Below are 20912 nucleotides of genomic sequence, written 5' to 3' on the forward strand. Positions count from 1 at the left end.
AGACTAGGGGACTACGGGGCCACCACGGGCGAGTCGGCGTCGAGGCGCAGGGGTGGGGTGGCTGCACCGCCGGGGGCGGCAGCCGGATCGGGGACGCCGGTCACCCGCTCGACCACGACCGGCGTGTCGTTGGTCGACCGCACGGTGATCGTGTGGGCCTTCCCCTTGGGCACCCGGGCCTGCTCGGCCAGGTCGAGCACCTCGTAGCGGCCGGGGCGGACCACCACGGCGAAGGGCTCGGGCCGGTAGCCGTCGGCCGCGCCGGGGTCGGCCAGCTCGACCACGACCTCGGTCTCGGCGACGGTCTCCCCCGGGTTGTAGAGGACGATCCGCTCGGCGTCGCCGGCCTCGACCAGCCCGTCGGCGAACGTCCAGCGGGTGGCCGCCTCGGGCACGCCGGCGGCGACGCTCACGCCCGCCGAGCCCAGCCGGCCGTCGAAGCTCTGCAGCCGGTCGACGACCAGACGCCCACCCCGCACGTGGAGGCTGGCGGCGACGTGGCCCCGGCGGGTCACGTCCTCGCCGACGTCGACCGCCAGCACGCTGCGGGCGGGCACCGTCAACCCCTGCCAGCGCACCGGCTCGCGGACGCCGCGGTCGGTGCTGAACACCGCGTCGACGGCCACGTCGTTGGGGAACGGGTTGAACAGCACGAGCTGCTCCCGCGCGTCGCGGGTGGTGGCGCCCCAGGCGAAGTGCCAGGTGGAGGCGCTCTGGGTGGTGCAGGGGGCGGAGTCGACGCCCTGGGCGCCGCGCACCTCGTGGGCCACGGTGACGTCCGGCGGGGCGTCGGCGCCCTCGGTGGGCGGGGGGACGGTGGTGCGGGGCTCGGGGTCGATCTCGACCACCGCGGCGGCGAGCGGGGCATCGACCAGATCGCCGAGCCGGAACTGGGCCTCGTCGCCGGCCGCGACCGTGAAGTCGCGCGCTACCGAGCGGCGACTCCCGACCGGGGTGGCGGTGGTCGACGGGGCCGAGGTCGACGAGGTGGTTGACGTCGACGTGGTCGTTGCGCTGGTGGCGGGCGGCGGGGCGTGGTCGCCGGGCACGACGGTGAGCCGGCCCGTCACCGCCCGCTCGCCGGCGTCGACCACCACGGTGTGCTCGACACCCCCGCCGGCCGCGCAGAACCAGGTGGCGCCGGGCGGCTCGATCGCCCTCGGCGGACTCTCGGCGGCCGACGTGCCGTCACTCCGGTCACGCCCCTCGGAGGCCAGCACGGCCCCCGTCACGCCGAGCACCACGATGGCCAGGAACGGCAACCGCGGGGTCATTGCTCCTGCGCCTGCATGTCCGCGGTGCGGCGTTGGTGGACGACGAGGAACAGCAGGACGGCGCCCCAGGCGGTGAGGCCCAGGCGGACCTTCCAGGGCGACGGCTCGGACGGCTCGCCCGGGACCGCAGGGGCCTCGGGCGGCGCCGACGACGACGGATCGGGCGGGGCGGCGGCGACCGGGCGGGGCCGCGACCGGAACTCCAGGTTGCGGTAGACGACCACGGCGGGGTCGACGTCGACCCGTTCGAGGTCGAACTGGCCGTCGAGGGCGTCGACCACCCGCGGCGAGGGGGCGCCGGGCACCTGGAACGGCGAGGGGGCGAGGCCCTGCGGGACCACCACGTACTCGACCCCGAGGCGGGCGAGGGCCCGGCCGACGCGGCTGGTGGCGTACGAGGTGCTCGACTCGACGGCTTCCCGGGTGCCGGCCAGCAGCGCCGTGGGGGCGGGACGCCAGCGGTCGGGCATGCGGGGCAGCCGGTCGGTCACGGCCAGCGCCGCCGTGCCCCCCGCCCGCCCCATCTGGAGGGGCAGGACGGCGGTGTCGCCCAGCCAGAGGATGCGGCCGCCGGTGGCGGCGACGTCGTCGTCGACGAAGGCGAGGACGCTGCCGAAGTCGCCCCGCGGCATGCCCCAGTAGCCGTCGAGCGACGCCTTCAGGAGCGGGATCGTGGCCAGCGCCACGGCGACCAGGCCCACGGCGCCGGTGAGGCTGCGCCAGCCCAGGCGCCGGGCCTGGGTCGGGGCATGCCAGCGGCGCCGGTCACGCCGTCGCACCCGGCGACGCCGCGGCGACGCCAGGTCGGCCTCGACGGCGGCGGCCGCCAGCCCCACCGCAGCCGCGACGCCGACCCCGGCCACCACCAGCAGCACATCGACGTCGGGCAGCGGGGCCGCCACGCCCGCCCGCCCGGCCGCCAGGGCCACGGCCCACGCCACCAGCGCCAGCGTCCAGGCCCGGATGCCGCCCACCAGCCGGGTACCCCGGCCCGCCAGCAGCGGGATGACGGCGGCCAGCGGGAGCGCCCACAGCCACGGCAGCACGGCGGGATGCCCGGCCCCGAAGCCCAGCAGGTCGACCGGCTCGACGTCGACCGGCACGCCCGTCGCCCCGGTGCCGTCGACCAACGCCCGCAGCGCCTGCCACGGCGAGCCCGGGCTCGACGGGGCGATCGCCCACGGCAGGTGGAGCACCACGCCGACCAGCCCGCCGGCCACCGCGACGGCCGCCGTCGGCAGGACGTCGCGGAACCGGAACGCCAGCAGGCTGCCGACCGCCAGCGCCACCCCGAGCCCGGCCAGCAGCAGCGGCGCCGCCGGCACGACCGTGGCCGCCAGCGCAGCGAGGATGCCCAGCACCGCGGCCCGCCGGGCACCCGACACCGTCGGCGGACCGACCAGACCCAGCTGCACCAGCCACCAGGGCACCACGGCGTAGACGGCGAGCGGCGCCCAACGGCCCTCGGCCAGCGCCGCGTAGGGCATCGGCAGCGCGGCGTAGGCGACGGCGGCAGCCACCGGTGCCCGCGGCGAGCCGAGCGGTCGCACGGCGGCCAGCACCCCGGCGATGCCGGCCGGCACCAGACCGACGGTGAGCAGCACCCGGAGGGCCCCGGCGCCGGTGTGGAGCCCGTCGACGCCGACCGGCAGCAGGTCGCCGACCGTGGGCACGCCCCGGCTCAGCAGGTGCCGGCTCCCCAGGGCGAGCACTCCGACGAGGGCGAGCATCACGACAGCTCCTTCGCTGGTCCAACGTTGCCGGAGGCCGTCGGCCCAGGCGGCGACCGGGCGGGGGACGCCCAGGGCGGCACCGCCCCCCATGCCCCGGCGGGCGGCCAGTCGGGGCCGCAGCACGCCCGGCACCTGCAGGCGGCGCACGGTCCGGTCGGGTGTCCGGCGGGCGGTCCGGACGGGGCGCCGCACGGCCCGCAGCGACCGCCAGCGCCAGAGGTTCCAGGCCCACGCCCCCATGGCCGCCCCGACCTGCCGGGGGCGGGCGGTGAGGAGGTCCCGCAGCGAGCCGACCACGCCGGCCCCGACCACCTGCGGCACCACCCGCAGCCGGTGGGCCCGGCCGTAGCACGACAGCACCAGCCGCAACCGGTGGCGCGGGTCGCCGGCCGGGGGGCGGGCGTCGGAGGGGACGAGGGCCCGGGCGTCGGAGGTGACGACCACGCCGGCGCCGGCGGTGCGGGCCCGCCAGCAGAGGCTGACGTCGGCCTCGGGGGTGCCGTAGGGGAGGGCCGGGTCGCAGCCACCGATCGACCGGAACACGTCGGCCCGCACCAGCAGGCAGGCGCTGGGGAGGGCGAAGACGTCGCGGGTGCCGTCGTGCTGGCCCTGGTCGAGCTCGTCGGGCTCCACCAGCGACACCACCTCGCCGGCCTTGGTGACGCCGTAGCCGACGTCGACCAGCCGCTGCGGGTCCTCGGCGGACACCAGCTTCGGCCCCACGATCGCCGCTCCGGTCGCCTCGGCCACGGCCATCAGGGCATCGAGGCCACCAGGGTCGAGGACCACGTCCTCGCGGAGGAACAGCAGATGTGGGGTGGTGTCACCCGGAACCACTCTCCGAGAGTATCCATGCACAGAGAGCGGCCGAGGGATGCTGCCGGGCGTCGCCGGGCCGCCCGGCGGTAGCTTCGGAAGCCGATGAGCGACGACGGCGACAGCCTCATGGAGGTGGCCCGACGGGGGCTGACCACCACCGTCGGTGTGGGCGTGCTGCTGTTCCAGAACGCCCAGGTCCAGCGGCGGGAGCTGGCCAAGGCGGCACCCCGGGCGCTGGCCGAGCTGGGCGAGGTGGTCCACCACGTGGTGCGTGAGGTCCGCAGCTTCGCCACCGGCGACGGCGAGGACGCCGAGGACGCCGAGCCGGCCGAGCGACCCGACCCGGCCGGGCAACCCGACTAACGTCCTCGGCCGTGCTGAGCGTCGCCGCCGACCTCACCCCACTGCTCACGCCCCGCACCGGCATCGGTGTGTTCGTCGACGAGATGGTCGGCCACCTGGCCCGACGCGACGACCTGCACCTCACCGGCTACGCCGTCACCTGGCGGGGCCGGGCGCTGCTGGCGGGCGCGGTCCCCCCGGGCATGACCATCGCCGACCGGCCCATGGCCGCCCGCCCGCTGCACCAGATCTGGATGCGCACCGACCACCCCCGCATCGACCACTGGATCGGCCGCCACGACGTGGTGTGGGGCACCAACTTCGTGGTCCCACCCACCCGGGCCGCGTCGCTGGTGTCGGTCTACGACCTGACGCCCCTGCGCTTCCCCCAGCTCGCCAACGAGCACACCCGCACCTTCCCCGGCCTGATCCGCCGGGCCCTCGAGCGGGGCGCCTGGGTGCACACGATGTCGTCGTTCGTGCGCGACGAGGTGATCGAGCACTTCGGCGCCGACCCCGAGCGGGTGCGGGTGGTCGCCGGCGGCATCAAACCGACGCCCCCGGGTCCCCCCGAGCCGGGTCACGCCCTGGCCGGCGGCGACCGCTACGTGCTGGCGCTCGGCACCGTCGAGCCCCGCAAGGACCTGCCCACCCTGGTGTCGGCGTACGACCAGCTCGCCGACGACGACCCCGAGGTCCGCCTGGTGATCGCCGGCGCCGACGGCTGGGGCGCCGAGGCGCTGACCGAGGCCGTCGCCCGGTCACCGCACCGCGACCGCATCGTGCGCCTGGGGTGGGTCGACGACGACGACCGGGTCGCCCTGGTGCGGGGCGCCGCCGTCTACGCCTACCCGTCGATCTACGAGGGCTTCGGGCTGCCGCCCCTGGAGGCGATGAGCGCGGGCGTCCCCGTGGTCGCCACCCGCACCGGCTCGCTGCCCGAGGTGTGCGGCGACGGCGCCGACCTCGTGCCCGTCGGCGACGTGGAAGCCCTGGCCAAGGCACTGAACCGGGTGCTGGGCGACGAGGCCCACCGCGCCGACCTCGTGCGCCGGGGAGAGGCGACCGCGGCCCGCTACACCTGGGACACCGCGTCGGACGGCTTCGCGGCTCTGCTGAAGGCGGTCGCGGCTCATTCCGGATAACCCTGTCGTTTCAGTCCTCATTCCGGCCTTGCCCTAGAGTTGCCCGCCGTGAGAGCGCTCGTGACAGGTGCCGGCGGGTTCGTCGGGCGCCATCTCGTCCGTCACCTGGCGGCGTGCGGCGACGAGGTGGTCGAGCTGGAGGGGCGGGTCGACGGGATCGACATCACCGAGCCCCACGACCTCACCGAGGCCGTCGTCAAGGCGGAGCCCGACGCCGTCTACCACCTCGCCGGGGCGTCCGACGTGGGTGGCAGCTGGGCCGAGCCCCGGGCGACGTTCCTGGCCAACGCCCTCGGCACGCTCAACGTGCTGGAGGCCAGCCGAGAGGCCGGCGCCGACCGGGTCCTGGCCGTGACCAGCGCCGACGTCTACGGCCGGGTCACCGAGGCCGAGCTGCCGCTGGACGAGGAGCAGCCGCTGCGGCCGGTGTCGCCCTACGCGGCGTCGAAGGTCGCCGCCGACGCCCTGGCCCAGCAGGCCTGGCTGGGCCACCAGATGCCGGTCATCCGGGTGCGGGCCTTCAACCACCTGGGCCCGGGTCAGAGCGACAAGTTCGTGGCCCCCTCGCTGGCCGCCCGCATCGCCCGCAACGAGCGCGACGGGGGCGACGAGGTGCCCATCGGCAACCTGACCCCGCGCCGCGACGTCACCGACGTGCGCGACGTCGTCCGGGCGTACCGGCTGCTCATCGAGCGCGGGGCGCCGGGCGAGGCCTACAACGTGTGCAGCGGGAAGGCCGTGGCAGTGGAGGAGATCGCCGAGCAGCTGCTGGCGATGGCCCTCAAGCCGATGCGGCTGGTGATCGACCCGGACCTCAAGCGGCCCGTCGACATCCCCGTGCTGGTGGGCGACTCCGGCAAGCTGACGGCGGCCACCGGCTGGTCCCCCACGATCGACCTGGCGACCACCCTCGCCGACGTGCTCTCCGACTGGAGGACGCGTGTCCAGAGCTGACGACCGAGCGACGAAGAGCCGCCGCCTCCAGATGTGCCAGCATGGCACCTCCATGGGCGGCCGGGCTCCATTGCGGCAGGAGGAATCGCTGTGACCAAAAGGGCCTTGATCACGGGCATCACGGGCCAGGACGGATCGCACCTCGCCGAGCTGCTGCTCGACAAGGGCTACGAGGTCCTCGGGATGGTCCGGCGCACCAGCACCGTCAACTGGGAGCGGATCGGCCACCTGCAGGACCGCATCGTCTTCTGCCACGGTGACCTGCTCGACCAGGTGTCGCTGCTGTCGATCCTCCAGGAGTACGAGCCGGTCGAGGTGTACAACCTGGCGGCCCAGTCGTTCGTGCCGACGTCGTGGCAGCAGCCGGTGCTCACCGGCGAGTTCACGGCCCTGGGCGTCACCCGGGTGCTCGACGCCATCCGCATCATCAACCCGGCGATCCGCTTCTACCAGGCGTCGTCGAGCGAGATGTTCGGCAAGGTGATGGAGACGCCGCAGCGGGAGTCGACGCCGTTCTACCCGCGGTCGCCGTACGGGGTGGCCAAGGTGTACGGCCACTGGATCACCGTGAACTACCGCGAGTCCTACGGCCTGCACGCCACCAGCGGCATCCTCTTCAACCACGAGGGGCCGCGCCGGGGCATCGAGTTCCTGCCCCGGAAGGTGTCCAACGCCGTCGCCAAGATCAAGCTCGGGCTGGCCAACGAGCTGCGCCTCGGCAACCTCGACGCCAAGCGCGACTGGGGCTACGCCGGCGACTACGTCGAGGCCATGTGGCTGATGCTGCAGCAGGACGAGCCCGACGACTACGTGATCGCCACCGGCGAGACCCACTCGGTGCGGGAGTTCCTGCAGCTGGCGTTCGACCACGTGGGGCTCGACTGGGAGAAGTACGTGGTGATCGACGAGAAGTTCTTCCGGCCGGCGGAGGTCGACCTGCTGGTCGGCGACGCCTCGAAGGCCCGGGACCAGCTGGGCTGGGTGCCAAAGACGTCGTTCCCCGACCTCGTGCGGCTCATGGTCGACGCCGACGTGGACCTCCTCGAGGGGAAGCTCAAGGGCATCGCCTGAGCCATGGGCACAGCGGTCGTCTGCGGGGGTGTGGGGGCTGCGAAGTTGCTCGCCGGGATGGTGCGCGCCGTCCCGGCCGAATCGGTCACCGCGATCGTCAACGTCGGTGACGACGTCGAGCTCCACGGCCTGCACGTCAGCCCCGACGTCGACACCGTGGTCTACACGGTGGCCGGCGCCATCGACCCCGAGCGGGGTTGGGGGCTGGCCGACGAGACCTGGCACGCCATGGAGGGCCTGGAGCGCTACGGGGCGCCGACCTGGTTCTCGCTCGGTGACCGCGACCTGGCCACCCACCTGTTCCGGAGCACCCGGCTGGCCGAGGGCGCGTCCCTGTCGCAGGTGACCTCGGAGATCGCCGCGGCGTGGAAGCTGGGCCTCCACGTGGTCCCGGCGACCGACGACCCGCTGCGCACGATGATCACCCTCGCCCCCGACCGAGACCGAGACCGAGACCGAAATCTCGACACAGATGGCGCTCTGGCCACCAGTTCTGTCGAAGTTTCGGATGAGGTTTCGGACGAGGTCTCGTTCCAGGAGTACTTCGTGCGGCGGCAGCACTCGGTGCCGGTGGCGGGGATCCGCTTCGCCGGCGCCGACGACGCCCGACCCGCGCCCGGCGTCCTCGAGGCGATCGCCGACGCCGACGCCGTGGTGATCGCCCCGTCGAACCCGCTGGTGTCGATCGACCCGGTGCTGGCCGTGCCCGGGGTGCGGGCGGCGGTCGAGGCCCGGCGCGACCGGGTGGTCGCCGTGTCGCCCATCGTCGGTGGGCGGGCGCTCAAGGGCCCGGCCGACCGGATGCTGTCCGAGCTGGGCCACGAGCAGTCGGTCGTGGGCGTGGCCCGGCACTACGCGGGCTTCGCCGGGACGCTCGTGGTCGACCACGCCGACGCCGCGCTCGCCGCCGACGTGGAGGCGGCGGGGATGCGCTGCCGGGTCACGGGAACGATCATGCGCGACCCGTCCGCAGCCGCGGAGCTGTGCTCTACGATCTTGCGGTTCTGAGACGTGGAGGGGGCACGATGAGCCCGAGCCCGAGGCTCGAGATATGGGCGGTCGACGGGATCGGCGAGGTGCGCCCGGGCGACGACCTGGTCGGCCTGATCGTCGCGGCCAAGCCGGACCTGGAGGACGGCGACGTCCTCGTCGTGACCCAGAAGGTGGTGTCGAAGGCCGAGGCGCAGCTGGTGCCGATCGACCCCGGCGACCCGCTGAGCAAGACCAGGATCGTCGAGGGCGAGTCGGTGCGGATCCTGCGCCGGCGGGGCGAGCTGGTGGTGAGCGAGACCCGCCACGGGTTCGTGTGCGCCAACGCCGGGGTCGACCTGTCCAACGTGTCGGCCGGGTGGGCGGCGCTGCTGCCCGAGGACCCCGACCGGTCGGCCCGGCGGCTCCGGGACGGCCTGCGGGGCCGGATGAGCGTCGACGTCGCCGTCATCATCAGCGACACCTTCGGGCGGCCGTGGCGGCGGGGCCTCACCGACGTGGCCATCGGCTGCGCCGGCATCAAGGCGATCGTCGACCTGCGGGGCACCGAGGACAGCAACGGCTACGAGCTGCAGGCCACCGAGGTGTGCGTGGTCGACGAGCTGGCGTCGGCGGCCGAGATGGTGATGGGCAAGGCGACGGGCCTGTGCGCCGCCGTCGTCCGCGGCGTCGACCCCACGTGGCTCGGCCGCGGCGAGGTCGTCACCGAGGTCGTCCGTCCCCCGGCGGAGGACCTCTTCCGCTAGACCGCGTCCGCGCGACCGCGAAGAACCCGGTCAGGCGCGTCGTCGGGGCCGGAGCCGTGCGCGAAGCTGCCTACGTGGGCGGACGAAAGTGACCATGAGCACCACGACCGCGCCCGTCGACGCCCGGCAGAGGCCCCACCCCGGCCTCGACCGCCTGGCCCGGGTCGGCCCCCTGGGGCTGGCCGTCGTCATCGCGCTCGGGGCCGCGCTGCCGCACATCGACACCCGCCCCGTGTGGCTCGACGAGGCCTACACCGTCGGCGCCACCCGCGACCTGGTGGCCACCTGGCGCGGCTCGGGCGGCACCCAGGCCCTCTACTACCTGCTGATGTGGCCGGTGACGCGGGTGTCGACCGCCCAGGCCTGGCTGCGCCTGCCGTCGCTGGCGTGCGCGCTCGGCACCGTCGTGGTGGTCCACGAGATCGGGCGACGGGTGGCCGGGCGGCGGGCCGGGGCGCTGGCCGCCTGCACCCTCGCCGCCATGTGGGCCCTGGCCCGCTACGCCATCGAGGCCCGTTCCTACACGCTCACCATCCTCGTGGTGTCGCTCGGCTGGCTGGGGCTCGTGGCCGCCGTGCAGGCCGCGCCCGACGCGCCGGCCGAGCGACGCCGCTGGTGGTGGCTCTACGTGACCGCCACCCTGCTGATGCCCCTGGCCCACGGCCTCGCCGCCCTCCAGTTCGCGGGGCACCTGGCCGCCTTCGCCCTGGCCCCGGACCGGCGTCGGTGGTTGCGGGCCTGCGTGCCGGTGGCCGCCGGGCTGGCGCTGGAGGCCGGGCTGCTGTTCACGATCGGCGCCGGCGAGGTGGGCAACTGGGTGCCGCCGCTGCACTGGGACCAGGTGCACAGCATGGCCCACGTGCTGTTCGGCTACGGCCTCACCGGCTGGGCCATCGGCGGCGTGGCCGTCGCCGGAGCCGTGCTGGCGGTCGTGGAGCTCCGCCACCGGACCGAGCGACCCGGCCCCCACGCGCCCGGCGGCGACGGCGAGCCCGCCGACCGGGCCGACCAGATCGCCGCCTGGGCCCCCCTCGTGCCCGTGCTGTGGCTCACGGTGATGCCGCTGTGCCTGCTGGCCCTGTCGACGCAGCGGCCCTACGCCGAGCCCCGCTACGTCCTGAGCTCGCTGCCCGCCGTCGCCCTGCTGGCCGGCCTGGCGCTGGCCCACATCCGGCCCCGGGTGTTGGGCGCCGCCGCCGGGGTGGTGCTGGTGGTGGCGCTGCTGGCCGACCACTCGCACGTCACGTCCGGCGGCCAGGAGGACTGGCCCGGCGTCGTCGCCCACCTCGCCGCCGGCGCCCGCGACGGCGACCGCCTGCTCGTCCCCGAGAAGTACCGCCCGCCCGTCGACTACTGGTGGGCCGCCGGCGGCGACGAGGCCCCCCGCCCCGACCTGGTGCCGCTCTCCCCCGTCGAGCCGCTCGGCGACGTCCGCCGCTTCTACGACACCATCTCGCCCCGCGACATGGGCCGGCGGATGGTGGCCGACCCCAGCACCACCGTCTGGTACGTCGACCGCAGCCCGGAGGGCCAGCGCCGGGTCGAGCGGCTGCTCGCCGACCCCGTGGTGCGCTTCGTCTACGTCGCCACCGAGATCACCGTGTACGACGGCGACCTCTACCTGGTCCGCTTCACCCCGCGGGGCTGAACCTCGGAGGCCCGGCGTCAGCCGGTGGCGTCGCCGACGTAGCCCAGGCCCTGCGTGATCGGCGCACCCTCGCCCGTCGGCGCCGGGTCGAGCGCGAAGATCCGCGTGGTCTGGGAGTCGGCCCGCACGCTGGCGACCAGCCGCAGGTCGGGGGTGGACTCGACGGAGCGCAGGAACGACAGCTGCGGCCGCAGGCGGTTGTAGGTGCTCGGGTCGACCACCAGGTACTCCACCCCGTAGTGCCGGGCGAAGCGGAGGATCTCGTCGTAGGAGCCGTAGGGGATGGGGGCGGTCGCCCGGTCGGCGTAGAACTCCACCACCATGCTGCGGGCCATCAGGCGGTCGTCCGGGGCGGTGTTGGCGTTGATCCACTCGCCGGCCCGACGCTGGCTCAGCTGGTCGGACGGGTGCCCCCAGCCGGCGCCGCCCTCGAAGGCGAACGCGCACGACAGCGCCAGGAGCACGAACGTGCCCGCCAGCAGCCCGCGCCGGCGCCGCTCCGAGGCGATGCTCGCCAGGCCCACGCCCACCAGCACCGCGGCCGGCGCCACCGCGGTGATCAGGTAGCGGGGCTGCACGAAGAACACGAGCGCCGTGGCGACCGGCAGCGCCCCGATCGCCAGCAGCAGGCCCACCGTGCGCGACCGCCGCAGCCGCCACGCCCCCAGCACCGCGAACCCCCACAGCGGCAGGGGCAGCAGCAGCCAGACGAAGGGGTGGCCACCGAACGACGAGATCTGCGTGTCGAACAGGTTGACGACGTTGGTGCCGAAGATGCCGGCGTAGCCGCCCGGGTCCTCGCGGGCCAGCGCCGGCAGCGACGTGCGCTCGTCGGACGCCAGCTCGAGGCCCGACTCGTCGAGGGCGTAGAGCTCCTCGTCGCGGGCCCGGCGGTCGCCGTCGGCCACGGCCCGCCACGCCTCGATCGACACGTCCTGCGACTTGGCGCTCAGCTCCCAGCTCCCCGTGTTGGAGTGGAGGAAGCGGGCGTAGGGCACCACGCACACGGCCAGGGCCAGCAGGAACGCCGCTCCCGGCAGCGCCACGGCCCGCGCCCACCCGACCAGGCCCGCGCCACCGGCGCGGGCGACCAGCACCACCGGGACCACCACCGCCACCAGCAGCGGCAGGGCGGCCATCAGGCCCTCGGGACGGGTGAGGTAGGCGAAGCCGGCCGACAGCCCGCTGCCGGCGATCCACGCCAGCTGCGTCCTGCCGGTGTGCGACGACGCCACCACCGCCAGCCACGCCGCGGTCACCAGCAGCAGTGTGTACACGGCCTCCGACCCGCCGCCCGAGATCACGAACGTGGTCGACAGGCCCGGGGTCAGGGCCACCACCCAGGCGGTGATCTTGCCGGCGCGCCGGCCGGCCGCCCGGCGGGCCAGCAGCGCCAGCGGCAGCACCAGGGCGGCGCTCGCCAGGCAGGTGATCACCACGGCCGCGGTGTGCGGGTCGTCGAACAGCTTGCTGGCCAGGCCCATCAGGAACGGCACGAACGGCGGGAAGTGCAGCTCGGGCCGGCCGGGGACCCGGTCGAACCCGTCGCCGGCGGCCAGCGACAGCCCCGAGCGCAGGTAGGCGACCTCGTCGGTGGACGGCGCCCGGTCGGTGAGGGCGATGGCGATCCGCAACCCCAGCCCGACCAGCGCGGCCGATCCGACGACGCGCCCGAAGCCCCGCCCGCGATCCTCCCGGGCCGGCGCGGGGGCCTCCACGGCTGACGCCGCCACCGTCTCGTCCCGAGACGGCGCTGTCGTCACCGTCGTCACCATCCTCCGCCCCTTCTGCACGGCTGCCGGGTAGAACCCGGCAAGAATAGCTGTGCTACGGACTCAGGTTTTCGTTCTGAACCACTCGAGGACGCGGGCGGCGCCCTCCTCGATCGACGTCCACGGCCGCCAGCCCAGCTGCACCGCCGCCCGGCCGGGGTCGAGCGACGAGCGCTGCAGCTCACCGGCGCGCGCCGCGGCGCTGAGCGCCGGGGTGTCGACGCCCGCCGCCGTCGCCATCGTGCGGTACAGCTTGTTGACCGACGTCTCGTTGCCGGTCCCGATGTTCACCAGCAGGCCGTCACCCCGGCCGGCGGCCCGGACGAAGGCGTCGACCACGTCGTCGACGAACACGAAGTCGCGGGTCTGCTCGCCGTCGCCGAAGACCGTGCAGGGCTCCCCCGCCAGCAGCTTGCCGGCGAAGATCGCCACCACGCCGGCCTCGCCGTGAGGGTCCTGCCGGGGGCCGTAGACGTTGGCCAGGGCCAGCGCCGTGAACTCGATGCCGTGGAGCACCCGGTAGACGTTGAGGTAGTCGAACACCACCCGCTTGGCGACGCCGTAGGGCGACACCGGCAGCTGCGGCTGCGACTCCTTGGCCGGCAGGTCGATGCCGGCGACCTCGCCGTAGATGGTGCCGCCGCTGGAGGCGAACGCGACCTTGCGGGCCCCGGCCTTCCGGGCGCCCTCCAGCACGTTGATCGTGCCCACGACGTTGACCTCGGCGTCGAAGGCGGGCTTGGCCACCGACACCCGCACGTCGGCCTGGGCGGCCAGGTGGAAGACCACCTCGGGCGACCGGCGCTCGATCAGCCCCACGATCTCGGGGTCGCGCACGTCGATCTGGTGGAAGGTCAGCTTGTTGGCCCGGTCGCGGTCGGCCCGGGCCTCCGCCAGGTTGGCCAGCGAGCCGGACGACAGGTCGTCCAGCACGTCGACCTCGTGGCCCTCGGCCAGCAACCGGTCGACCAGGGTCGAGCCGATGAAGCCGGCCCCTCCCGTCACCAACGCCTTCATGCGTCCAACTCCCGCTCTCGCCGTCGTCCCGGTGCGTGGCTCAGGGGGCCGCCACCGGCACCCGTGCCCCGTCGAGGCTCGTTCCGCTCTCGATCACCTCGCCGTCGCCCACGACCGTACCGCCCACGATCCGGGCCCCCGGCAACACCTCCGCCGACTCGCCCAGCACCGAGTCGACCACGATGCTGCCGGCGTGCACCCAGGCACCCCGCAGCAGGACCGACCGCATCACGGTCGCCCCCGCGTCCACCGTGGCTCCGGGACCGATCACCGAGCGGACCACGGTGGCGTCGGGGCTCACCTCGGCCGTGGGGTCGACGCCGTCGACCGGCGTGCCCCGCACCCCCTCCAGCAGGTCGACCTGGGCCTGGAGGTACTGCTCGGGCGTGCCGGTGTCGAGCCAGTAGGTGGCGCCACCCACGGCGTAGAGCGTGCCGGCGGCCGCCATAGCCGGGAACGTCTCGCGCTCCACCGACACCTTGCGCCCGGCGGGGATCCGGTCGAGCACCGACGGCTCCAGCACGTAGGTGCCGGCGTTGATCAGGTTGGTGGGGGCCTCGTCGCGGGGCGGCTTCTCCACGAACGCCAGCACGCGGCCGTCGTCGTCGGTGGGCACCACGCCGAAGCGGGACGGGTCGTCGACCGGGAACAGGTGGATCGTCCCCTCGGCCCCGTGCGACTCGTGGAAGGCCAGGAACGCCGTGAGGTCGAGGTCGGTGAGGATGTCGCCGTTGAGCACCAGGAAGCGGCTGTCGATCCCCGCGTCCTCGGCGGCGAAGCGGATGGCGCCGGCGGTGTCGAGCGGCTCGGGCTCGACGGCGTAGTGCAGCGTGGCGCCGGCGCAGCGGCCCGACGGGTAGGCCGCGGCGAAGGCGTCGGGCCGGTAGCCCATCGACAGCACCACGTCGTCGATGCCGTGGTCGGCCAGGTGCCCCACGACGTGCTCGATCATCGGTCGGTTGACGATCGGCAGCATCTGCTTGGGACGGGTGTTGGTCAGAGGGCGGAGCCGCGTGCCGAACCCACCCACCAGCACGACGGCCCGCATCACCCCGGGGCCTCTGTGTCCGGGGGCGCGGGTGGCGCCGTCGTCGTCTCCCCTGGGGGAGGCGGGGGCGGGGGAACCGTGGTGGTCTCCCCTGGGGGAGGCGGGGGAGCCGTGGTGGTGGTCGCCCCGCCCTCGGGGACCGTGGTGGTGCCCGACGGGTTCTCGGAGTCGACCGCACCGAGCTCGCTCAGCTGGGCTGCCGACTCGGGCTTCGGGATGTCGTCCGTGTCGCCCTCGGGGACGAAGGCGATCGTGTAGCCCTCGCCGTCCTTCCGGAACCGGATGTCGTCGAAGTTGTCGTAGTCCAGGCTCGGGTTCTCGTCGGTGGTCTGGACGTTCTCCCAGCGGGCGACGACCAGCTCGCCCTTCTTCCCGTCGCACTCCGTCTTGCCGGTCTCCCAGGACTCCTCGCCGACGGTGAGCTTGTCGTCCGTCAGCGTCACGCCCGGCGCCTGCTCGAGGAAGGTGCCCACGGTGGCGTTCCGACCTGCACCGGCGTCGCCGAACGGGTGGATGTGGATCACGCCGTCGGCGTGCGTGTGGATGCCCGCGGTGCTCTCGAACGTCGGGAGGCTCGGCAGCCACTCGCCGCACACCCAGAAGCCGTAGGCGGCGTGCCAGTGGTCGCCGGGTAGGCCGTCCTTGCCGGCCAGCGGGGGAACGGTGTTCGCGTCGGCCCGGTGCTCACGTATCGAGAACCCCACCATCGTCACGCCGAGGATGACGATGGCGGCGATGGTGCCCGGGAACAGCAGGTTGCGCTGGCGCACGCCCGAGGCGCGCCCACCGGCGCGGGCGGCGCGCGCGATCTTTTTGGCGGAGGAAGCCTTGCCCATAGAGGGAGCCACCGTACTCGCCCCAGAGGGTGCGACGGGAACTGGGCCAACCTCACACGGTGGGCGATATCATCAGATATCAGACGAGGGAGGTGCCGATGACCGATCTGCTGATCCGAGACGTACCTGAGCACGTAGTCGCGGCGATCGACGCGAAGGCCCGACGGATGGGCGTCTCGCGCACGGAGTACCTCCGCCGCGCCCTGGCGAGGGAGGGCACCGGCCGCGACGAGGACGTGAGCGTGCGAGACCTGTCCCGTTTTGCCGAGACATTCGCTGACCTGGCCGACGACGACGTCATGCGACAGGCGTGGGAGTGACGAGCTGGCTCGTCGACAAGTCGGCACTCGTGCGGCTCGCCGTCAGTGCGGAAGCCGAGGAGTGGGCAGCCCGCATCCAACGGGGCCTTGTCCGCATCACGACACTCACCCTTCTCGAGGTCGGCTACTCGGCTCGATCGGCTGACGAGCTGCGCGACGGCATCCGACGACCGCCCCTGTCAGCGATGCCGGTCGAGTACCTCACGCCGCTGATCGAGGACCGGGCGATCGCCGTGCAGGCTGCGCTGGCCGACCGCGGTCACCATCGGGCGCCCTCCGTCCCCGACCTCCTCGTCGCCGCCACCGCCGAACTGACGGATCTCACGGTCCTGCACGTCGACAAGGACTTCGAGCTCATCGCCGACATCACCGGACAGCCGCTGCAGCGGCTGTCCGTGGCCTGAGTACGGCGTCACGCGCGGCGGGCGCGCAGCTCCTCGAAGAGGGTCTCGTACTGGAGCGCGACGACGGCCGGGGAGGCCCAGCGCTCCACGAAGCGGCGGGCGCTGCGGCCCATATGGGAGGCCATCTCGGGGGCGTCGAGCAGCTTGGTGACGGCGGCCGTGAACGCCGCGGGGTCGTCGGGCGGCACGGCGATGCCGGCCTCGGCCCGCTCGACCACCCGGGCCACCTCGGTGCCCTCGTCGACGCTGGCGATCAGCGGCCGGCCCGACGCCATGATCGAGTAGGTCTTCGACGGCACGCTGGAGGCCGCCAGCCCCCGCTTGAGGGGCACGACGTGGATGTCGGCCGCGGCCAGCACCTCGGGCAGGCGCTCCTTGGGCTGGAAGTCGACGAAGCGGATGTTGGGCGCCCCCGCGGCGTCGCGCTCGAGGTCGGCCCGGGCCGAGCCGCCGCCGTTGATGACGAAGACGACGTCACGGCGGTCCCGCAGCTCCCGCGCCGCCGAGAGCACGAGCCCCAGCGACTGCGAGAAGCCGACGTTGCCGGCGTACATCACCACCCGCTTGCCGACCAGGTCGTTCTCCGCCCGGTAGCTGCCCTCCTCGGGGTCGCGGGGGTAGATGCGCTCGGTGTCGACGAAGTTGGGGATCACCCGCACCCGGTCGACCGGGTCCTGCACGTGCCCCTCCAGCTTGGCGACGAGGTTGGCATGGAGGTCGTCGGACAGGACGGTCACGGCGTCGGCCCGCTGGTAGCTCCAGCGCTCCAGCCACGACGCCACCCGGATCACCTTGGGGTTGCTGATCGCCCCGACCTCGACGGCCACGTCGGGGAACACGTCCTGGATGTTGAAGACGAACGGCACCCGCCAGCGCTTCGCGGCCAGCCACCCGGCGGCGCCCAGCGTGAGGGGCGGCGACATGGCCAGCACCGCGTCCGGCCGGCCGGGGCGCTTCCCGACGATGGCCTTCCACGTGGCCAGCAGCGTGAAGCCCACGAACGCCAGCGCCCGTGCGGGGATGTTGCGCTTGTCGGTGGGGAACGGGTGCACCCGGGTGAGCTGGCCCCACTCGGTGGTCTCGTGGCGCCACAGCCGGCCGCCCCAGCCCGGCTCCACCCGGTGGTGCTCGTACCAGGGCAGCGACGTGACCACGTGCAGCGTGTGGCCCCGCTTGATCAGCTCGGTGCCGATGCTGGTCATCACCTCGCCGGTGGGTGCCACGTCGGGGGCGTAGTGCGGGCAGAGGACGAGGAGCCTCACGCGCCGGCCCCCGCGTCCACGTCGGGCGTCGTCCCGGCACCCGAGCCCGCACCGGCCCCGGCCCCGGCCCCGGCACCCAACCCGAGGGCGTCACGGTGCAACTGGGCGATCCCGGAGGCGGCGCGCGCCCACGACAGCTTCTCCGCCCGGGCCCGACCGGCCCGGGCCCAACTCTCACGACTGGTGCCCGACAAGGCATCCAGCATCGCGTCTGCCCACATGTCGAGGTCGTCAGGGGGCAGGAGCAGGCCCGCGGCCCCCACCACCTCGGGCAGGGCGGTGGCGTCGGCGGCCAGCACCGGGGTGCCCAGCGCCATCGCCTCCAGCACCGGCAGGCCGAAGCCCTCGTAGCGCGAGGGGAACGTCAGGGCGACGGCGCCCGCCAGCAGCCCCAGCAGGTCGTGGCGGGGGATCCGGCCGGTCCGCACCACGCTCTGCTCGAGGCCCAGCCGCACCAGCTCCTGCTCCACCACCGGGGCGGCCCGCTCGGCGCGACCGGTGAGCACCAGGGCGACGTCGGGATCCTTGGCGACGACGCCGGCGAACGCCCGCAGCAACGTCACGTGGTTCTTGTGGGGGTAGGTGATCGCCGGGTAGATGAACCAGCGCTCGGGCAGGCCGTAGCGGGCCCGCAGCTCCTCGACCGGCGTGTCGGGCGCCGACGGCAGCTGCACGCCGGCCGGCACCACCCGCACCCGCTCGGGCGCGATGCCGAAGCGCTCGACCACGCCCGTGCGCACGAACTCGCTGTGCACGTGGACGAACCGGGCCTTGCGGACCGACCGCGGCACCGCCCGGTGCAGGTAGGCGCGCTTGGTGGGGTGGAAGTTCTCGGGCAGGTCGAAGGGCTGCAGGTCGTGCAGGGTGACGACCGCCGGCAGGCTCGAGCGGGGCGGCAGCGTCCCGCCCAGGTGGTGGACCAGCGCCACCCCGTCGCGCCGGGCGGTGTTGGCCAGCCAGGTGCCCTCGGCCACGATCCGCATGGGTTTGAGGCGACCGCGCAGGGGCAGGAGGCGGGTCGGGTAGCGGCCGGCGACACGGGGGTGGGTGGCGGCGAACGACTCCAGGGCGTAGAGGCGGTGCTCCAGGTCGTCGGGGCGATCCTCGGCCAGCGCCGTCAGCAGCTCGACCGTCGCCTCCTCGGTGCCGCCCACCACGCCCGGCACGAGCCACAGGAGGTTGAAGGCCACCTGCGTCTTCGTGTCGGTGGTGTCGGTACCGGTCACGTCGCTCAAGTCCACACCCTTCCGCGGGCCGCGGCGAACTCGTAGGCGGCCACCGTCTGGCTGGCCGTCGCCTCCCAGGTGTACTCGGCGGCGCGGGCCAACGCCGCCGCCCGGAGCTGCTCGGAGAAGTCGAAGTCGTCGAGGATCGACGCGATGGCGCCGGCGATGGCGTCCGGGTCGTAGGGGTCGATGGCGATCCCCGCTCCCCCGGCGACGAGCTCCTCGGTGGCCGTGCCCTTCGACGTGACCACCGGCGCGCCCTGCGCCAACGCCTCGGCGACCGGCAGCCCGTAGCCCTCCCACAGCGACGGGTACGCCACCACGGCGGCCGCCCGGTAGAGGGCCGGCAGCTCGTCCGGCGGCACGAAGCCGAGCAGCTTCACCCGGTCGCCGAGCTGGGCGGCCTCGGGGCCGAGCGCGTCGCCCCAGCCGGTGGGGCCGACGACGGCCAGCGTCACGTCGTCGTGCGGCACCCGCTGCATGGCCTGCAGGAGGCGGGGGAGGTTCTTGCGGGGCTCCAGCGTGCCGACCGACAGCACGTAGCGGCCGGTGAGCCCGTAGCGGGCCCGCATGCGGACGACGGCGTCGTCGGTGGCGGCCTCGGCCGCCATGCCCCAGGGGATCACCCGCAGCCGGCCCTGCTCGATGCCGGCCGCCGAGCAGTCGTCGCGGGTGGCGTTGGAGGGGCACAGCACCAGGTCGGCGTCGTCGCGGGTGCGGGCCAGCGCCCCCTCGAAGAACTGCACGCCGTTGGCGGTGAAGTTGCCGGGGTCGCGGCGCCAGGCCAGGTCGTGGATGGTCACCACCAGCGGGCAGGTGCGGCGGGGCACGGCGTAGCCGGTGGCGTGGACCAGGTCGACCCGGCCGGTCGCCGACTCGACGCCGGGCCAGCGCAGCCGGTTCCACGACTCGTACAGCACCTTGCGGGGGAAGGGCAGTTGCCGCACGGGGATCACCGGTCGCCACGACTCGGGCGGCTGGCGCAGGTGCCTCGCAGCCACGCCGATCTGGTCGACCCGCCGCGTCGCCGCCACCGCCCGGACCTGCTCGAGCGCGGCACGCGCCGTGCCCCCGGGCACACGGTGCCAACACTGCTCCAGGACGACGGCAACTCGCACGGCTTCGAATGATCGCACGAACGGGACGGGTGGGGCGGAACCCCGTCGTCATACGGCGTCGCTGGGGGGCCACCGAGGGTTCATCGGACGCTCGGTCGCAGCGCTCGTGAAGGCGGTACAGTGCGCGGCCATGTCTGGGTTCTGGTCCGACCGCAAGGTGCTCGTCACCGGTGGCACGGGGTTCCTCGGGAAGCACGTCGCCGCCAAGCTGAACCAGCGTGGCGTCGGATCGCTGTCCACCCCGTCATCGTCCGACTACGACCTCCGCGTCCCGGGCGACGTGGAGCGCATGTTCGACGACCTGGAGCCCGATCTCGTCGTCCACCTCGCGGCCCGGGTCGGCGGCATCGGCGCCAACCAGGAGCGGCCGGCCGCGCTCTACCTCGACAACCTGCTGATGGGCACCTACGTCATCGAGCAGGCCCGGCTGTCGGGCACGCCCAAGGCGGTGGTGATCGGCACGATCTGCTCGTACCCGAAGCACACGCCGGTGCCGTTCAGCGAGGACTCGCTGTGGCAGGGCTACCCCGAGGAGACCAACGCCCCGTACGGCATCGCCAAGCTGGCGCAGCTCGTGCAGGCGCAGTCGAACCGGGCGCAGTACGGGCAGAACGTCGTGTACCTGATGCCGACGAACCTGTACGGCCCGGGCGACAAGTTCAACGCCGCCGTCAGCCACGTGATCCCCGCGCTGATCAAGAAGTGCGTCGAGGCCCGGGAGCAGGGGCTCGACCACATCGAGGTGTGGGGCACGGGCGCCGCCTCGCGTGAGTTCCTCTACGTCGACGACGCGGCCGAGGGCATCGTGCTGGCGGCCGAGCGCTACGACGGGCCTCTCCCGGTCAACCTGGGCACCGACGAGGAGGTCCCGATCCGCGACCTGGTGCCCCTGATCGCCGAGGCCACCGGGTTCACCGGCGAGGTGCGCTGGGACACGTCGAAGCCCGACGGCCAGCCCCGCCGCCGCGTCGACCCCTCCCGCGCCGCCGACCTGTTCGACTTCAAGGCCCAGACCCCGTTCACGGTCGGCCTGAAGACGACCGTCGAGTGGTACGAGGCCCACCGAGCCGAAGCCGAGGCCCGAGCGGTCTGACCCACCCCTCCCCCGGCAAATTGCGTTCGAAAACCCGCTCATGGCGGGCTGATCGACGCAATGTGCCGGGACTGGGCGTCGCCGACACCGCCGA

19 protein-coding genes are annotated in these 20912 nt (G+C 74.0%); 10 read left to right on the top strand and 9 right to left on the bottom strand.

The window, feature by feature from the left end; translation table 11 throughout:
- Positions 1-11 precede the first annotated feature (11 nt).
- Both VK611_27225 and VK611_27230 read right to left on the bottom strand, forming a co-directional pair.
- Positions 12-1274, bottom strand: a complete 1263-nt coding sequence (locus VK611_27225) for a DUF5719 family protein (GenBank protein ID HMG45054.1) — start codon at positions 1272-1274, stop codon at positions 12-14.
- Entirely contained in the window at positions 1271-3844 is a 2574-nt protein-coding gene (locus tag VK611_27230; protein ID HMG45055.1) for a hypothetical protein, read from the bottom strand. Before VK611_27230 ends, VK611_27225 begins: the two co-directional genes overlap by 4 nt.
- Positions 3845-3928: 84 nt before the next feature.
- Between VK611_27230 and VK611_27235 the strand changes: the two genes are divergently transcribed.
- From VK611_27235 to VK611_27265, 7 genes are all read left to right on the top strand, one after another.
- Complete coding sequence (locus VK611_27235) at positions 3929-4189, top strand: hypothetical protein (GenBank protein ID HMG45056.1); 261 nt, start codon at positions 3929-3931, stop codon at positions 4187-4189.
- 11 nt (positions 4190-4200) lie between these two features.
- Positions 4201-5313 (top strand): glycosyltransferase family 1 protein, encoded by a 1113-nt coding sequence (locus VK611_27240; protein HMG45057.1) that lies wholly within the window; start codon positions 4201-4203, stop codon positions 5311-5313.
- 48 nt (positions 5314-5361) lie between these two features.
- Positions 5362-6267, top strand: coding sequence for a GDP-mannose 4,6-dehydratase (locus tag VK611_27245; GenBank protein HMG45058.1), 906 nt, complete (start codon positions 5362-5364; stop codon positions 6265-6267).
- A 90-nt stretch (positions 6268-6357) separates the two neighbouring features.
- On the top strand, positions 6358-7338 hold the full coding sequence (gmd, locus tag VK611_27250) for a GDP-mannose 4,6-dehydratase (protein HMG45059.1): 981 nt from the start codon (positions 6358-6360) through the stop codon (positions 7336-7338).
- Between the two features lie 3 nt (positions 7339-7341).
- Positions 7342-8346, top strand: coding sequence for a 2-phospho-L-lactate transferase (locus VK611_27255; GenBank protein HMG45060.1), 1005 nt, complete (start codon positions 7342-7344; stop codon positions 8344-8346).
- A 17-nt stretch (positions 8347-8363) separates the two neighbouring features.
- Complete coding sequence (gene cofE / locus VK611_27260) at positions 8364-9074, top strand: coenzyme F420-0:L-glutamate ligase (protein ID HMG45061.1); 711 nt, start codon at positions 8364-8366, stop codon at positions 9072-9074.
- Between the two features lie 94 nt (positions 9075-9168).
- Positions 9169-10722, top strand: a complete 1554-nt coding sequence (locus tag VK611_27265; protein HMG45062.1) for a hypothetical protein — start codon at positions 9169-9171, stop codon at positions 10720-10722.
- A 17-nt stretch (positions 10723-10739) separates the two neighbouring features.
- On the opposite strand, the gene VK611_27270 is transcribed toward VK611_27265, so the two are convergent.
- The 4 genes from VK611_27270 to VK611_27285 are packed head-to-tail and all read right to left on the bottom strand — an operon-like array spanning position 10740 to position 15395.
- Complete coding sequence (locus tag VK611_27270) at positions 10740-12497, bottom strand: glycosyltransferase family 39 protein (protein ID HMG45063.1); 1758 nt, start codon at positions 12495-12497, stop codon at positions 10740-10742.
- A gap of 60 nt (positions 12498-12557) precedes the next feature.
- Positions 12558-13511: an NAD-dependent epimerase/dehydratase family protein gene (locus VK611_27275; protein ID HMG45064.1), complete on the bottom strand. Its 954-nt coding sequence runs from the start codon at positions 13509-13511 to the stop codon at positions 12558-12560.
- Between the two features lie 40 nt (positions 13512-13551).
- Entirely contained in the window at positions 13552-14559 is a 1008-nt protein-coding gene (locus VK611_27280) for an NDP-sugar synthase (GenBank protein ID HMG45065.1), read from the bottom strand.
- Complete coding sequence (locus VK611_27285; protein ID HMG45066.1) at positions 14559-15395, bottom strand: hypothetical protein; 837 nt, start codon at positions 15393-15395, stop codon at positions 14559-14561. Before VK611_27285 ends, VK611_27280 begins: the two co-directional genes overlap by 1 nt.
- 98 nt (positions 15396-15493) lie before the next feature.
- On the opposite strand from VK611_27285, the gene VK611_27290 reads away from it, so the two are divergent.
- Both VK611_27290 and VK611_27295 read left to right on the top strand, forming a co-directional pair.
- Entirely contained in the window at positions 15494-15715 is a 222-nt protein-coding gene (locus tag VK611_27290; protein HMG45067.1) for a ribbon-helix-helix protein, CopG family, read from the top strand.
- Positions 15712-16119: a PIN domain nuclease gene (locus VK611_27295; protein ID HMG45068.1), complete on the top strand. Its 408-nt coding sequence runs from the start codon at positions 15712-15714 to the stop codon at positions 16117-16119. Before VK611_27290 ends, VK611_27295 begins: the two co-directional genes overlap by 4 nt.
- 8 nt (positions 16120-16127) lie before the next feature.
- Here VK611_27295 and VK611_27300 read toward each other — a convergent pair whose 3' ends face one another.
- Genes VK611_27300 through VK611_27310 form a run of 3 tightly spaced genes read right to left on the bottom strand, consistent with a single transcriptional unit; the run spans position 16128 to position 19725 of the window.
- Positions 16128-17381 carry a glycosyltransferase family 4 protein gene (locus VK611_27300; protein HMG45069.1) on the bottom strand — a complete coding sequence of 418 codons (1254 nt, stop codon included), beginning with the start codon at positions 17379-17381 and terminating at the stop codon, positions 16128-16130.
- Positions 17378-18607, bottom strand: a complete 1230-nt coding sequence (locus VK611_27305; protein HMG45070.1) for a glycosyltransferase family 1 protein — start codon at positions 18605-18607, stop codon at positions 17378-17380. The genes VK611_27300 and VK611_27305 overlap by 4 nt, the downstream gene beginning before the upstream one ends.
- Positions 18608-18612: 5 nt before the next feature.
- Complete coding sequence (locus VK611_27310; GenBank protein HMG45071.1) at positions 18613-19725, bottom strand: glycosyltransferase family 1 protein; 1113 nt, start codon at positions 19723-19725, stop codon at positions 18613-18615.
- Between the two features lie 130 nt (positions 19726-19855).
- On the opposite strand from VK611_27310, the gene VK611_27315 reads away from it, so the two are divergent.
- Positions 19856-20818 (top strand): GDP-L-fucose synthase, encoded by a 963-nt coding sequence (locus VK611_27315; protein HMG45072.1) that lies wholly within the window; start codon positions 19856-19858, stop codon positions 20816-20818.
- The last annotated feature ends 94 nt before the right edge of the window (positions 20819-20912 follow it).

This window comes from Acidimicrobiales bacterium (assembly GCA_035316325.1).
In the GTDB taxonomy this organism is placed as follows: Bacteria; Actinomycetota; Acidimicrobiia; order Acidimicrobiales; family VFJN01; genus DASXTK01.